The following is a 16,252-nucleotide window of genomic DNA, read 5'->3' as shown; positions in this document are numbered from 1 at the left end:
CTGGTTTGGTAGAAAACATTCTACTTCTCATTTTATCATAGGATGAAAAAACCAGGTACTACACAAGCTGTGCTTTCCCTGGTTTATTGGTTATTTTAAGTGAGTTAATTGTGATTCTTCAAAAACTTGTCTGAATCCAGTACCTTGTCTTTCTTTCTCGACCTCATCCCAGCCATAATAGTGACTCATGGCCGCTATCACCGCTTCTTGGACTTCCTTCAAGTGTTGGACTCTAAACAAGAGAAGATCAGTCCTACGCGCGAAATAATCGGTTGGTGTGAGTGTCATTTCATGCTGCAATGCATACCGAAGAGATAAGGAATCGATGAAGGATAATCCTTCAAATGTTTCCCCTTTTAGAACTTGAAAAATGTTTGAACCATACCAATCAACCAAGGTACGGGTTTCTGATTCTGATAAACCTACCTCTCCCCCCTTCGCAATAGCTTCAGAGATAAAAATTCCTCTAGCTCCTCCTTGTGGAAGTTCACCGCCAGAGATACGGATATTTTTTGTATCTACAGTTGCGTAACCTTTGCCCGTTTTTCGCTCCAGCTCTTGTACAATCACTTTAACAGTTTCTTCAGCCATTCGCCGATAATCGGTCAGTTTCCCTCCAGCAATGGTGATCAGTCCTTTTTCTGTTTGAAACAGTGAACTTCCTCTCGATACAGCAGAAGGATGGTCTTCGTCACCAGAAGCAAGTAACGGCCTGATTCCTGCCCAGCTTGCTTCTATGTCGGTAAGTCGCAAGTTTGCCTCTGGAAAACGCCGATTCACTGCATGCAATAAGTAATCAACCTCTTCTTTCGTTACGAGTGGATGCGAAAGATCACCCTCATAATCGGTATCGGTGGTTCCAAGATACGTCTTTCCCCCACGAGGAATGATAAAAATCATCCGGTTATCTTGATATCCGGTATCTGTATAAATTGGTTGATTTACGTTTAGACGCGATTGGTCGACTACTAAATGAATGCCTTTCGTTGGACGAAGAATCATTTCTTTTTCCAACATGCTGGACCATGGGCCCGTGGCATTGATGACTACTGATGCATGAATCGTGTATGTTTCGTTTGTTAACTGGTCTGTTGCTAGTACGCCGATTACTTGCTCTTTTTCATCATAGATAAAGTCAGTTACTTTCACATAATTTGCCACTCGTGCACCTTGTTCGTGTGCTTTTTTTAAGATTTCAATCGTTAACCGCGCATCGTCTGATGAATAGTCCAGATACAAACCGGCTCCACTCAATTGCTCGGTAGCTAAATTAGACTGAAGCGTTTGGACCTCTTCGCTAGATAAAAAGGTGTGCTGTTCTCCTTGTTCCAAATTTGCCAGTTCATCATACAGCTTGAGAGCAACCTGGGCAGAAAAAAGAGTAAAAGAAGCTCCCGGTTCTTGATATACAGGCAGAAGCATTTCTGTAGGCCGAACAATATGGCTGGCATTTTGGTGAATGATTTTCCGCTCTTTTGAAACTTCAGCTACCATTTCCACTTCAAATTGTTTTAAGTAACGCAACCCACCATGGACTAACTTTGTGGAACGGCTGCTTGTTCCCGCCGCAAAGTCTTGCATTTCTAACAGACCAGTTTTCATCATCGAGGCACTCGTTTCTAACGCAATTCCAGCACCTGTGATTCCTCCGCCAATGATTAAAACATCAAGTTGTTCGTTTTTCATTTCCTTAAGATTCAATCGTCTTGTTTCTGCTGAAAATTCCATGCCTTCATTCCCACCTTTTGAATGACACTACTGTATCTTCTTTCGTATTGGTTTATGCTTAAATACTTTGGTCGCTTCAACCGCATTTTGCCAACCATAATAGAAGTCTTCACGAAGCTCTTCATCCATATCCGGTTGGAACGTAGCGTCTTTTTCCCATAAATCTTTAATTTCATCACGGCTCGACCAAAATCCGGTTGCTAATCCAGCCAGGTAAGCAGCCCCGAGAGCGGTTGTTTCATTTACCTTCGAACGTTCAATCGGAACATCCAGAATGTCTGCTTGAAACTGCATCAGAAAATCATTGCTTGCGGCGCCGCCATCTACCCGTAGTGTCGGAATGTCGATGCCAGAATCTTTCCTCATCGTATCGATAACATCTCTAGTTTGATACGCTAACGACTCCAATGTAGCCCGAATTAAGTGTTCCTTGCTCGTTCCTCGTGTAATTCCGAAAATGGCACCACGAGCGTCCTGGTCCCAATGAGGCGCACCCAGACCTGTAAAGGCAGGGACGACATAAACATTTTCTGTAGAAGATACCTTTGTCGCAAATTCTTCTGATTCTGGAGACTGGCGGAACATCCGGACTTGATCCCGAAGCCACTGGATGGCAGAACCAGCCACAAATATACTTCCTTCTAGGGCATAATTAATTTCACCATCAATTCCATAAGCGACGGTTGTCAACAAGCCATTATTTGAAATAATGGGTTCTTTCCCCGTATTCATGATAATAAAAGCGCCCGTTCCATAGGTGTTTTTGACCATCCCCTTCTCGTAGGCTGTTTGGCCAAAGAGAGCGGCTTGTTGATCACCAGCAATTCCAGCAATCGGCACTTCATATCCATAAAAATGTACCTCAATCGTTTTTCCATAAACCTCAGAAGAACTCTTCACTTCCGGCAACATGATACGTGGAATATTCAGGAGCGCCAGTATTTCATCGTCCCAGTCTAAGTCATAAATATTGAAGAGCATCGTCCGACTGGCATTTGAGTAATCAGTGACATGTACCTGCCCACCTGTTAACTTCCAGACAATCCAACTATCAATGGTCCCAAAAAGTAGTTCCCCCTTCTCAGCACGTTCTTGCGCGCCGTTTACTTGGTTTAAGATCCATCTAATTTTGGTGGCTGAAAAATAAGAATCAATCACAAGTCCTGTTTTTTGATGAATAAAGGCTTGGTGGCCTGCTTCAATCAAATGATTCGATATGTCATTCGTTTGTTTTGATTGCCATACCACTGCACGATAAATCGGAATACCGGTTTCTTTATCCCATACAACTGTGGTTTCACGTTGATTCGTAATTCCGATACTATCAATCTCATCTGGTTTGACACCCGATTCAATGAGTACACCTGCAATAACGGTAAGAACAGCTAACCAGATTTCATTGGCATCGTGCTCTACCCATCCAGGTTCTGGAAAATACTGCGTTAATTGCTTTTGAAATGACCACTTTGGAATTCCTTGGCGATCAAAAATTATGGCACGGGTACTCGTTGTCCCTTGATCAATGGCAATCACATATTGTTTTTTCATTTTACTACCCTTCTTCCAAAAAAATGATAAAAACGCTCCCATAAAAAGCTTACCATAGGTGTTTTGAGAAAGATAGCAAGATGAATGAAGGTAAAAATTGATCTGAAGAGCGCAAAAAAGAGAGGCAGGACGAATCTCCTGGCCTCTCTTCTGCTTCTTATTTATTCTTGCTCTTCATGAAGTTTGCGAATCAATTCTTCAATCTTATTACCATAATCGACTGATTCATCACGTTTAAAAGTGATTTCAGGACTACGGTAAAGAGATAAGCGTGAACCTAATTCTTTTCGAATTAAGCCAGTTGCTTTTTCAAGACCTTTTTGAGTCTTTTCACGTTCACTGGCTAATTCATTTAACGTGCTGTAAAAGATTGTGGCATATTGAAGATCACCAGTAATTTCTACATCAGTAATCGTAACATCTTGTACGCGCGGGTCTTTCACACGCTTCGCCAAAATATCATTTACTTCACGTTGAATTTCTTGTTTCACTCTGCCTGCACGATAATTTGCCATTTTAATCTCTCCTTTTTGAGGATGGATACTTAGCGGTCAATAACTACCATTTCAAAGGCTTCGATAACATCGTCTACACGAATGTCATTATAGTCTTCAATCATTACACCACATTCATAGCCATTGTTTACTTCACGTACATCGTCTTTGAAACGTTTCAGACTAGCCAGCTTGCCTTCAAAGATAACAATGTTATCACGAATAACTCGGATTCCACTGTTTCTCTTGATGACACCATCTGTAACGAATGCTCCACCAATGGTTCCCACTTTAGAAACTTTATAAGTTTCACGGATTTGGGCTTGTCCAGTGATTTTTTCTTCGTACTCTGGGTCAAGCATTCCTTTCATTGCTGTTTCAATTTCATCAATAGCGTTATAAATAACACGGTGTAGACGAATATCAACACTTTCTTGGTCTGCTTGAATCTTCGCTTGTGGTGTCGGTCTCACGTTAAATCCGATGATAATCGCATTACTTGCTGCAGCAAGGGTAATGTCACTCTCATTGATGGCACCTACTGCCGCATGAATGATTTGAACACGTACGCCTTCTACTTCAATTTTCTTCAAGCTATTTGCCAATGCTTCAACGGAACCTTGTACGTCTGCTTTAATGATGACGCCAACTTCTTTCAGTTCGCCTTCTTTTAAGCTGTCAAATAGGTTGTCCAACGTCACACGGTTATTCTTCGAACGAGATTCCACTTGTGCACGTTTGGAACGATCTTCCCCAACGGAACGAGCTGTTTTCTCATCTTCAAACACTACAAAACGATCTCCCGCTTGTGGTGTGTCGTTCAATCCAGTGATTTCTACCGGAGTAGATGGGCCTGCTTTTTTCACACGACGGCCTGTATCATTTGTCATTGCACGAACACGACCATACGTATTTCCTACAACGATTGGGTCACCAATTTTTAGTGTACCACTTTGAACTAACAAAGTAGAGATTGGGCCTTTTGCTTTGTCCAAACGAGCTTCAATCACACTACCGATTGCGAGGCGATTTGGATTTGCTTTCAGTTCTTGTACTTCAGCAACTAACAGAATCATTTCAAGTAATTCGTCGATACCTTCACCGAATTTAGCTGAGATATTTACGAAGATGGTATCTCCACCCCATGCTTCAGGAATCAATTGGTGTTCGGTCAATTCTTGCATCACTCGATCTGGATTTGCAGTTGGTTTGTCGATTTTGTTTACTGCTACAATAATCGGAACATCTGCAGCTTTCGCATGGTTAATTGCTTCAACTGTTTGCGGCATTACACCGTCATCAGCTGCTACAACAATAATGGTAATGTCGGTTACATCTGCTCCCCGTGCACGCATTGTTGTAAACGCAGCATGCCCTGGTGTATCAAGGAAAGTAATTGGCTTTCCTTCAACATCAACTTGGTAAGCACCAATATGTTGGGTAATTCCCCCAGCTTCACTTAAACTTACTTTTGTATTTCTTAAGGAATCCAGCAAAGTAGTTTTACCGTGGTCTACGTGTCCCATAATGGTTACTACTGGTGGACGTGTTACAAATTCGTCTTCGTTCACTTCATCTTCAAAGTATACATCCAAGTCAGAAATATCAATTTCTACTTTTTGTTCTGCATCAATACCATAGTCGGTAGCAATCAATTCTAATGTTTCAGAATCAAGCGGTTGGTTTTGCGTTGCCACAATTCCCATCAAGAATAGTTTCTTGATAATTTCCGCTGGCTCACGATGCAATTTCTTCGCTACATCTTGAATGTTCATGCCTTCCGTATAGACAAATGTCTCTGGTAGTTCACGGAATTTTCTTTGTGGTACAGGTGGCTTCGTAGATTTACGTGTATCACGACGCTTCTTGTTCCGATTGTTGCGTCTGTTGTTGGAGAAACCATCTGCTTTTCCACGGTTGTTCGGATTACGACGTGCTGGAGCGTCGGTTCCTTCCGTTTTAGCACGTGGTTGTGTATCTTTCTTCGGTTGTGCATTCGCGGTACGTGGTGCTGCTTTCTTATCAGTTGAAGTCGCTGCTTGAGCTGGTTTCTTTGTAGCTGGTTGAGGTTTTCTTGCATTTGTAGCAGTAGCTTTGTTTTTCACTTCGCCTGCTGGTTTGTTCGTGTTTTGGTTTTTTTGTGGAGAAGAAGAAGGTGTTTTACCTTGTTCCCCCATCGCTGTGTTTAATTTCTTAATTTCGTCGTCCTCCATGGTTGATACGTGGCTTTGATAGTTCAGTCCGATTTGTTTTGCTGTTTCTAGTACCGTCTTACTTGGTACCTTATGTTCCTTCGCAAATTCAAAGACTCTCTTTTTCACCATGTTCTCACCTTCCTTATTTCATATCGTTCGTTCCTTTCAATTTAAGATAGCTGTCAACAAAACCTTTGTCCGTAAAGGCACAAATAGATCGGCTTTTCCCAATTGCTTGACTGATTTCTTCTTTACTAAAGGCAAAATCAATCGGAACATTGTAATACTGGCATTTATTTTGGATATTTTGTTTGGTGCTTTCACTACAGTCAGCGGCAACAACAACAAGTTTTGCTTCTTTGCGTTGGACTGCTTTGATTGTAAGTTCTTCACCGGTAACTAATTTACCTGCTCTAGTTGCCAAACCGAACAGATTTAGTTGTTTTTGTTGTGGCGTCATTTCAATAAGCTCCTTGCTTTCTGATGGTCCACATATTCATATAACTCTTGATAAAACGCTTCGTCTACTTTCATCTCGAATTGTCGTTCAATCAAACCGCCTTTTTTAGCTTTTTCAACTAACGTTGGCTCTAAAGAGATGTAGGCACCACGACCATTCAATTTTCCGGATGGATCAATGGCTAATTCGCCTTCTGGTGTACGGACAATCCGCACCATCTCTTTTTTTGGTTTCATTTCATTCGAGGCGATGCAACGACGCATCGGAATTTTTTTCTTTTTCACGACTGGTCACCTCTTAGATGTCATCATGGCCTTCCACTAATTCAGTATAATCCTCTTCAGGATCTAACTCCACTTCTGCAATTCGGTCTTCAACTGCATCAGCATCCATAATGTCTTCTGCAATCTCATCGTACTCACGAATATCATCTTCCGCGTTTAAATCTTCTACTTCTTCAACAAACTCTACTGTATCATCTAATTCAGCTTCTGAATAGACTTGATCGTAGTCTACATTGTCCACAAGAGAATCTTCCAAAATAACTTCTTCTGAAATATATTCTTCCTTCGCAGTACGTTCAGCCATGATCTCGTTGTAGTCTGTCTCTGATTTAATGTCGATTTTATATCCGGTTAACTTCGCAGCTAAGCGAGCATTTTGCCCTTTTTTACCAATTGCCAGTGATAATTGATAGTCTGGTACGACTACCGTGCAACTGCCGTTTGCAGATTGGAAATCCACTTGAATGACTTGAGCAGGGTTCAAGGAGTTTGCAATATAAGTGCTCGGATCTTCATCCCATTTCACGATATCCATGTTTTCGCCTTTTAATTCATTGACAATGGCTTGCACACGTTGGCCGCGAGGACCGACACAAGTTCCAATTGGATCAACGTTTTCGTCACGGGAACGAACGGCTACTTTTGAACGGTCGCCAGCTTCACGTGCGATTGAAACGATTTCTACTACACCTTCGTAAATTTCAGGGATTTCTTGTTCAAAAAGGCGTTTCAATAAGTTCGGGTGACTACGGCTCACATAAACCTGTGGACCTTTCGTCGTGTTTTCTACTTTCGTTACGTATACTTTGATACGGTCATGCGGCTCGAACTCTTCACCAGGAATTTGTTCTTGTTTGGAGAGTACAGCTTCAATCTTCCCTAAGTTTACATAGATATAACGGGAATCTTGTCTTTCCACTACACCATTTAAGATGTCATCTTCATATGCGATGAACTCGTCATAAATGATGCCACGCTCTGCCTCACGTAAACGTTGCATAATTACTTGCTTCGCTGTTTGAGTAGCAATGCGGCCGAAATCGCGAGGTGTTACTTCAAAACGAATTTTGTCGCCCATTTCATAAGCCTTGTTAATTTCTAGTGCATCTTCCAAACTTACTTCTAAAGTAGAATCAAAAACCATATCTACTACTTCTTTGATGGAGTAAATATGAATGTCACCTGTTTTGGAATCGAACTCGACTTCCACGTTTTGAGCTTGGCCGTAGTTCCGTTTGTAAGCAGAGACCAATGCGGCTTCTAAAGCGCTGATAACTACCTCTCTCGAGATACCTTTGTCTTTCTCTAAGACATCTAATGCGCTCAACATATCTTTATTCATAATCTTTCACTCCCTGCATCTTACTAGAATTTGATTGCCAAGCGAGCCTTGGCAATTTTTTCACGCGGAATTTCAATTACTTTCGTTCTTGTCTTCACTTTGATTTCCAAAGTGACCGTATCATCAGTTACACTTAGAAGGGTTCCTTCATGAAACTTTTCACCTTCCATTGCTTGATAATAAGACAGATGGACATAGCTGCCAATCGCACGATGCAAATCTTCCTCGGTTTTTAATGGTCGTTCTGCTCCTGGAGAAGATACTTCCAAAAAATATGCTTGTGGAATTGGATCTGGATCCATCTCATCTAGTATACCGCTCAAATGCTCACTTACCAAGGCACATTCTTCGATATCAATCCCACCTGGTTTGTCGATATACACCCGTAAAAACCAATTCTTCCCTTCTTTTACGAATTCTACATCCACTAATTCAAAGTTGCGTTCCTCTACGATCGGTAAGACAGCCTCTCTTATTACCTCTACTACTCGGCTCACAATACCCCTCCCTCTTTTGAACAACCATTTTAACTGGTGCTTTGCGTTAAAAAGAGCGAGCGTTTCCGCTCACTCCCTTAGCAACTTTATTCCTTTCTATGATACACCAGAAACATGAAAATTGCAAGAAAACCGCCTGTTATGCGGATTTTCTTGCAATTCTACTTAAAAGTCAAATAAGGATAATTGGTTTTCGTCTGGAAGTTGAGACAAAACATTTTGCTCGTTCATGTAATCGATGATTGTTTTAGAAACTTTTCCTCTTGTTGCGAGGTCTTCCTTCGATAGGAATGGTTTTTCTTTGCGTGCTTCAACAATTTGTTTCGCTACGTTCTCACCCAAACTTGGAATTGCTCGGAATGGGGCAATCAAACTGTTTCCTTCGATAATGAAGTTCGTAGCATCCGATTTATCTAAATCTACCATCTTGAATTCATAACCTCGTTCGACCATTTCGTTGGCAATCTCTAGCACAGTCAAGACGTTTTTTTCCTTAACAGAGGCATCTAAGCCTTTATCCATGATGTTCTTCATCCGTGCCTTGATGCTTTCTTTTCCTTGAACCATTGCATCCAGTTCAAAGTCTTGAGCACGAACAGAGAAGTAGGCACAGTAATAGAGAATTGGATCATGAACCTTGTAGTAAGCAACCCGTAAGGCCATCAATACGTAAGCGGCCGCATGGGCTTTCGGGAACATGTACTTAATCTTTAAGCAAGACTGGATGTACCATTCAGGAATATCTTTTGCTCGCATTTCAGCTTGCCATTCATCTGGAATTCCTTTTCCTTTACGAACAGACTCCATAATCTTAAAGGCAAGCCCATCTTCTAAGCCATGGTGGATTAAATAAACCATAATGTCATCCCGACATCCGATTACGTCTGCCAGAGGAATATTATTTTCCCGAATCAACACTTCTGCGTTCCCTAGGTATACGTCGGTTCCGTGAGAAAGACCTGAAATTTGTAACAGTTCGGCAAAAGTGGCTGGTTTCGTCTGCTCCAGCATTCCGCGGACAAAACGAGTCCCAAACTCCGGTACCCCAAGTGTTCCTGTGTTACTGTAAATTTGTTCAGGAGTAACGCCCAATACGTCTGTTCCACTGAATAATCGCATTACGTCGGGATCATTCACTGGAATCGTTGTCGGATCAACTCCAGACAAATCTTGCAGCATCCGGATCATCGTCGGATCATCGTGACCCAGAATATCCAGTTTCAAGACATTGTCATGAATGGAATGGAAGTCAAAGTGAGTTGTTTTCCACTCGGAAGACTGGTCATCTGCCGGGAATTGAATCGGAGTGAAGTCATAAACATCCATGTAATCTGGAATAACGATAATTCCTCCCGGGTGCTGGCCAGTGGTTCGTTTAACTCCTGTACAGCCTTTCGCCAAGCGATCGACTTCTGCCTGCGAGTAATTCCTTCCGTGATCTCGTTCATATCCTTTTACATAACCAAACGCTGTTTTATCCGCGACAGTACCAATCGTTCCTGCCCGATATACATATTCTTCACCGAACAAAGCTTTTGTATAGGCATGGGCTTGTGCCTGATATTCGCCCGAAAAGTTCAAATCGATATCAGGAACTTTATCCCCATAGAAGCCAAGGAACGTTTCAAACGGGATATCCTGTCCATCCCCTACTAATGTTGTCCCGCACTCTGGACAATCCTTTTTCTCCAAGTCAAATCCTGACCCGATGGACCCATCGGTAAAGAAATGACTATAATGACATTCTGGACAACGATAGTGAGGGGCTAAAGGATTTACTTCTGTGATTCCGGTCATCGTAGCTACAAAGCTGGAACCAACCGACCCCCTAGAACCTACCAAATATCCATCTTCATTACTCTTTAGAACGAGTTTTTGGGAAATTAAGTAAATAACCGCAAATCCATTTCCGATGATACTCTTTAATTCTTTTTCCAAACGCTGTTCAACGATCTCTGGTAAGTTTTCACCGTATAATTTCTTTGCTTGTCCATAGGAAAGAGCTCTGATTTCTTCATTCGCTCCTTCAATGTTTGGCGTATACAGTTTGTCTTTGATTGGTGAAACTTCCTCAATCATATCTGCAACTTTATGTGTGTTTGTAACGACCACTTCTTGTGCAACATCTGCTCCAAGGAACGAGAAATCATGAAGCATCTCATCGGTTGAGCGGAAGTGTGCTTCTGGCAAGTGCAATACTTTCCCTTGGTTTGATTTAATCGAACCAAGTAGAATTTCACGATAAATAGAATCTTCGCGGTTGAGATAATGAGCATTTCCGGTAGCAACTACTGGTTTATTCAATTCTTGGCCAATGGATACGATTTCTGAAATAATTTCTTCTAGGTCACTCTCACTCTTCACAAGTTCATTGGCTAGGAGTGGTTTGTAGACCCCTTTTGGCATTACTTCGATATAATCGTAGAATTTGGCTCTATTAAGGGCTTCTTCCTTCCCTTTTTGCATCATGGCTTCGAAAATTTCGCCATTACTGCAAGCAGAACCGATTAAAATATTCTCTCGGTATTCAACAAGCAAGCTACGCGGGATTCGAGGAACTCGGTAATAGTAATTGACATGTGCCGCACTGATAAGTTTGAACAGGTCTTTTAAGCCAGTCTGATTTTTAGCCAAGAGTGTGACATGAAAGGGACGGGCTTGCTTGTATGACTCCCCTTGACCGACTCCTTCGTTCAACTCATCATGGTAGAAAATATCATGGTTATCAGCTGCTTCTTTAATGAAAATCCAAGACAAATGTCCAGTTGTTTCAGCATCAAATACAGCCCGGTGATGTTGTTCCAAGTTAATATTAAATTTTTTAGCCAAAGTATTCAGTCGATGGGATTTGAATTGTGGATGCAAGTAACGGGATAACTCTAAGGTATCAATGACCGGATTATCTGCTTCCGGCAGTCCATTTCGTTCATAACTTTTATTAATGAACCCCATATCAAAAGAAGCATTGTGGGCAACCAAAATCGAATCCTTACAAAATTCTCTAAATTTAGGAATCACGGTAGCTTCATCAGGAGCATCTTTCAACATTTGGTCGGTGATACCCGTTAATTGAATGATGAGCTGCGATAAAGGAACATGAGGATTAATAAATGCCTCAAAAGTATCAACCACATTCCCTTTATACATTTTTACAGCAGCCAATTCAATAATCGTATCGTAAACGGCGGAGAGTCCCGTCGTTTCTACGTCAAACACAACATAGGTAGCATCTTTCAACTCAATATGGCTCGGATTGTAGGCAACGGGAACGCCATCGTCCACGATGTTTGCTTCCACACCATACAGAATTTTTACTCCATGCTTTTTCCCAGCCGCATGAGCGTCCGGGTAAGACTGGGCAACGGCATGATCCGTAATTGCAATAGCCGGATGTCCCCATTTTGCTGCTTGAGCTACGTAGTCAGAAATGTGATTCGTAGCGTCCATCTGGCTCATATTCGAGTGTAAGTGTAGTTCCACTCGCTTTTGTCCTTCTGGAGCTGTGTCTAGTCGTTCTGGAACCCGTACTTCATTCACATCGCGAGCAGTAATAATCAAGTCACGCATATACGTGTCTTCTTGGACACTTCCACGAACTTTCAGCCATTTCCCTTTTTTTATTTTGGCAAAATTCTGTTCATCAGATTCGTTGTTCGAGAACATTTTTACGCTGAAGGAAGAGGTATAGTCGGTAACTTTGAAGAGTAACATTTTACGACCGGAACGCAGTTCACGCACCTCGCTATCAAAGACATTTCCCTGTACAACTACGGAACGTTCTTCTTCCGTAATGGTAATCATCTGGCGCGGGTCTTCTTTATCTGGAATTTTATTCCCTAACTGGATGGGGCCGGAATCGCCTTCGCCATTATTGCGAGCACTTTGCTCCGCCTCATAGACTTTTAAACTTTCTTCCGCTTGGCGGATCATCATTTCTTCTTGTTCTTTTTTACGTTCATTATATTGTTTTCGCATTTCTTCAGAAGCTTTTTCACTTACCTCAATCTTAATCCGAAATTCTGGGAAGCCGAGCACTAAGAAATTTTGCTGAATAATTGCTAAATAATTGTCCTTCAAATGATTTTTGGTGATTTCATTTGCTAAATGAAGGGTTACGACTCCGTTATGAATACTAGGAGCACTCTTACGCAAGATATCTTGCACGATTGGTGAGGAGATGTTGCTTCTCTCTACTGCTATCTGCCAGTAGTCACTAATTTTCTCATCCGTAATTTTTGGTTGAGTGGTTTTCAAGCGCACATCTACTTCTGCGATATTCTTAAAAGAAGTCCGTAGTCGTACGAGCAGAGCTTGAAATACTTCAAATGGAAGAATATCAGGGAAGGAAAGGACAAACGTCCACGATTTCGATTTTTTATATACTAATACTTGTTCGACTTCTCCTTCTTCCAAATAAGGCAAGTAGTCAGGTTCCGTATGCAATTGAATTTGTTCCAACAGCTTCTGGAACAGTTCTTTCTTCTCCATACACATTCACTTCTTTCTGGTTTTACTCGTTTTGAAACCCCTCCTCGCCACAGGAAATGGTTCATCTGTGACAAGGAAGGGTTCTTTTCTATATAGGAAGGCGCCTTTCAGTGTTTATCCAAAAAAGAACCGTTGGATATCATTCCAGGTAATCAAAATCATTAAAACAAACAAGAGGCCTACACCAATTACGGTAATAATTCCTTCTTTTTCAGGTTCGAGAGGCTTCCCTCTGACACCTTCTACAAAGTTTAAGAGGATTTTTCCTCCATCCAATGCTGGAATCGGCAATAAGTTGACTGTTCCTAGGTTTACACTCAAAGAACCAAGGAAACTTAATACGCTCATAAATCCATAACTTACTACTTCTTCCGTAGCAGCATAAATGGCAACTGGACCACCAAAGGCATTGATATCAAAGCCTCTTGTAAACATGGATCCAATCAAGCTAAAAATTGAAGTAATAATCAACCATGTTTGGGTAAATCCAAAGGTTATTTTCGCTTGGAACGATTGATCAAATGGTTGATATACGCCAATTTGACCATAAGATTCACCTTGTTCAGTTGTAGCTTCATTCGGGGTGATTGAAATTTCTTTTGTATCGCCGCCTTCTGGAGCTTCTACTGTTAGAGCAATCTCTTCGTTAGGATGTTGTTGAATGAGGACAACCATTTCTTGCCATGTGCCAACTTCTTGGTCGTCAATCGCTACTACCCGGTCCCCTTGAGTGAGGCCCGCTTCTTCAGCAGGGCTTCCAGGCTGGATGTCTCCGAGTACATTGTCATTGGAAGCTACACCGCCCTGCATAAATGCAAGCAAGGAGAATACGATGATACCAAGGATGAAGTTATTCATTGGTCCGGCAAAATTCGTTAAAATCCGGTTCCAAAGACTAGCGGATTGAAACTGAACCTCAATCGGAGCTACTTGTACTTCGGTTCCGTCTGGTTCGATAATTAAGGCATCTCTTTTTACAGAATAACGAATCGGCATATTTTTACCAGGGATCATCCCTTCGACAAAAAGTTCTTTGTCTAAATCAAATTGGGTAAGTTCCATAGGTAGGGATTGAATTTGTTCTTTTTCGCTAAGATTAATGTGGGTAACCTGATCGTCTTGATCTAAAACGATTTTGATTGGCATCCCTGCTCGAAGTTCGGCCTCGTCATCCCCGTATCCTGCCATTCGTACATAGCCGCCTAGAGGGAGTAACCGCACGGTATAAGTCGTTCCATTTTTGCGATATGACAAGATTTTTGGTCCCATTCCAATTGCGAATTCACGAACCAAAATGCCTGCTCTCTTCGCAAAATAAAAATGTCCAAACTCATGTATAATCACTAGCACGCTAAAAATAATGATAAAGGTGAGAATTGTTTTTATCAAAAGAAGCCCATTCCCTTCCGTTAAAACGAAATCAATTAAGTTGATAAATTGTTAGGAAGATTTGAAACAGCGGCATAACGAATAAGGTGCTGTCAAAACGATCCAAAATTCCTCCATGGCCTGGCAATATTTTACCAGAGTCCTTAACGCCAAAGTAGCGTTTATAAGCAGACTCGGTTAAATCGCCCAACTGACCGACCACAGACATGAGGGTAGCAAGAAGAATCATCATACCTGGAGACACTTCCAGCAATCCCAAGAAATGGTTCATCACAAGAGCCACAACGACTGCTAAGACGATTCCCCCCAGTGAACCTTCAACCGATTTATTGGGGCTGATGACTGGTGCCAGTTTTCGTTTCCCGAAACGCATCCCAAATAGGTAAGCTCCTGTATCTGTTGCCCAGATAATAAGTAAGACAAACATAATGGTCATAAATCCGTAATTTGCCGTTTCTACGAAATAATGGAACCCACTCCCAATGTATAAGGAAGCCAGCATAAAGACTCCTGCATCATCAAAGGTAAAGTCATTATTAGAAAGAACAGTCATGACGACTAGCATCATGGCAAATACAAAGTAAAGCTCCCAAATTCCAACTCCTTCTGGGAAAAACGAACGATACTCATCTGGAAGAATAATGAGAACCGTACTGATTGATGTAATCAATCCTGTCATACTGAAGAAGCGTTTCTTTTTCATCATAAAAAATTCTGATATTGCGATTACTCCTAACACACATGTACCTACTACAAGTGGCCAAGAGCCAATCCATAGAATAGGTAAAAGAAGTGCTAACGCAATTAAACCTGTAATAATCCGGGTTTTCATTCGTCACCTCATATTCCGCCAAAGCGACGATTCCGGTGTTGGTAAGTCGCAATTGCTTGATCTAAAGATTTTGGACTGAAGTCAGGCCAGTACTCATCCGTGAAATACAATTCACTATAAGCGATTTGCCAAAGCAGGAAATTGCTGATGCGAATTTCTCCACTCGTACGGATAACGAGATCAGGATCTTGGTATTCATTAAGAAATCCTGTAAACATTTCTTGTGAAACCAACTCTTCTGTCACATCTTCTGCAGAGAGTTCCTTACGTTGTACCTTTTCAGCTACATTTTTGATTGCTTCAGTCATTTCTTGCCGCGAACCATAGTTGAAGGCAAAATTTAGAATCATTCCTTCGTGATCTTTGGTTCTTTCGACTGCATTTTGAACGATTTTCTTGGTCTTTTCCGGTAACTCATCAATCCATCCGATTGTGGTTACTTTAATCTTGTTTTCGATTAATTCAGGCATAAACACATCAAAAAAATCAATCGGTAAATTCATTAAAAAGGAGACCTCATCATTCGGGCGTTTCCAATTTTCAGTTGAAAAGGCATAGAGAGTGAGTACTTTTACGCCAAGATCCTGAGCATGAATGGCGATTTTTTTGAGCGTATTCATTCCTTCTTTATGCCCATAAACACGTGGCATCATTCTTTTCTTCGCCCATCTGCCATTTCCATCCATGATGATGGCAATGTGAGCGGGAATGAGACCGTTTTTGTCTAGAGCATGTTCATTCTTGCTTTCAAAAAGAGCCATGTTTTTTCCCTACCTTTATCTTGTTAACTCTTTTTATTTTATCAAACATTGTCGTTAATACCAACAATGAATAAAAGAAAAGGGGAGCGTCAATAATTTTGTGTAAATGGTTCTTCCCTACTGTAGATTGTTTCTAATTCTCCATCGGTTGACTCAGCATTTGTTCGAGCTCGCCTTCGGCCTGTTGGAAACCTTTATGACTGCGACCTAGGAATTTTTGGTTGTAAGTATCAA

At 41.4% G+C, this 16,252-nt stretch carries 12 protein-coding genes; all 12 read right to left on the bottom strand.

Translation table 11 applies throughout. The features are described from left to right. Nucleotides 1-90 precede the first annotated feature (90 nt). Entirely contained in the window at nt 91-1,728 is a 1,638-nt protein-coding gene (locus PVE40_RS06090) for an FAD-dependent oxidoreductase (RefSeq protein ID WP_274730994.1), read from the bottom strand. Between the two features lie 27 nt (nt 1,729-1,755). Further along, nucleotides 1,756-3,276, bottom strand: coding sequence for a glycerol kinase GlpK (glpK, locus tag PVE40_RS06085; RefSeq protein ID WP_274730993.1), 1,521 nt, complete (start codon nt 3,274-3,276; stop codon nt 1,756-1,758). Between the two features lie 161 nt (nt 3,277-3,437). Further along, nucleotides 3,438-3,791, bottom strand: a complete 354-nt coding sequence (gene rbfA / locus PVE40_RS06080) for a 30S ribosome-binding factor RbfA (protein WP_274730992.1) — start codon at nt 3,789-3,791, stop codon at nt 3,438-3,440. A gap of 29 nt (nt 3,792-3,820) precedes the next feature. After that, nucleotides 3,821-6,094, bottom strand: coding sequence for a translation initiation factor IF-2 (gene infB, locus PVE40_RS06075; protein ID WP_274730991.1), 2,274 nt, complete (start codon nt 6,092-6,094; stop codon nt 3,821-3,823). A 13-nt stretch (nt 6,095-6,107) separates the two neighbouring features. Continuing rightward, complete coding sequence (locus PVE40_RS06070; RefSeq protein WP_274730990.1) at nt 6,108-6,425, bottom strand: L7Ae/L30e/S12e/Gadd45 family ribosomal protein; 318 nt, start codon at nt 6,423-6,425, stop codon at nt 6,108-6,110. Further along, nucleotides 6,422-6,709 carry an RNase P modulator RnpM gene (gene rnpM / locus PVE40_RS06065; RefSeq protein WP_274730989.1) on the bottom strand — a complete coding sequence of 96 codons (288 nt, stop codon included), beginning with the start codon at nt 6,707-6,709 and terminating at the stop codon, nt 6,422-6,424. The genes PVE40_RS06070 and rnpM overlap by 4 nt, the downstream gene beginning before the upstream one ends. Nucleotides 6,710-6,722: 13 nt before the next feature. Beyond that, nucleotides 6,723-8,051, bottom strand: coding sequence for a transcription termination factor NusA (gene nusA / locus PVE40_RS06060; RefSeq protein WP_274730988.1), 1,329 nt, complete (start codon nt 8,049-8,051; stop codon nt 6,723-6,725). A gap of 23 nt (nt 8,052-8,074) precedes the next feature. Then, nucleotides 8,075-8,548 carry a ribosome maturation factor RimP gene (gene rimP, locus PVE40_RS06055; protein WP_274730987.1) on the bottom strand — a complete coding sequence of 158 codons (474 nt, stop codon included), beginning with the start codon at nt 8,546-8,548 and terminating at the stop codon, nt 8,075-8,077. Nucleotides 8,549-8,713: 165 nt separating this feature from the next. Next, on the bottom strand, nt 8,714-13,042 hold the full coding sequence (locus PVE40_RS06050; RefSeq protein ID WP_274730986.1) for a PolC-type DNA polymerase III: 4,329 nt from the start codon (nt 13,040-13,042) through the stop codon (nt 8,714-8,716). Between the two features lie 108 nt (nt 13,043-13,150). After that, nucleotides 13,151-14,425: an RIP metalloprotease RseP gene (gene rseP, locus PVE40_RS06045; protein WP_274730985.1), complete on the bottom strand. Its 1,275-nt coding sequence runs from the start codon at nt 14,423-14,425 to the stop codon at nt 13,151-13,153. A gap of 31 nt (nt 14,426-14,456) precedes the next feature. Beyond that, nucleotides 14,457-15,257 (bottom strand): phosphatidate cytidylyltransferase, encoded by an 801-nt coding sequence (locus PVE40_RS06040; protein ID WP_274730984.1) that lies wholly within the window; start codon nt 15,255-15,257, stop codon nt 14,457-14,459. Between the two features lie 8 nt (nt 15,258-15,265). Then, nucleotides 15,266-16,018: an isoprenyl transferase gene (locus PVE40_RS06035; protein ID WP_274730983.1), complete on the bottom strand. Its 753-nt coding sequence runs from the start codon at nt 16,016-16,018 to the stop codon at nt 15,266-15,268. Nucleotides 16,019-16,252 lie beyond the last annotated feature (234 nt).

This window comes from Jeotgalibaca caeni (assembly GCF_028863945.1).
Lineage (GTDB): Bacteria > Bacillota > Bacilli > Lactobacillales > Aerococcaceae > Jeotgalibaca > Jeotgalibaca caeni.
Note: the sequence above shows the minus strand (reverse complement) of the source record. Positions and strands in the feature narration are given on the sequence as shown.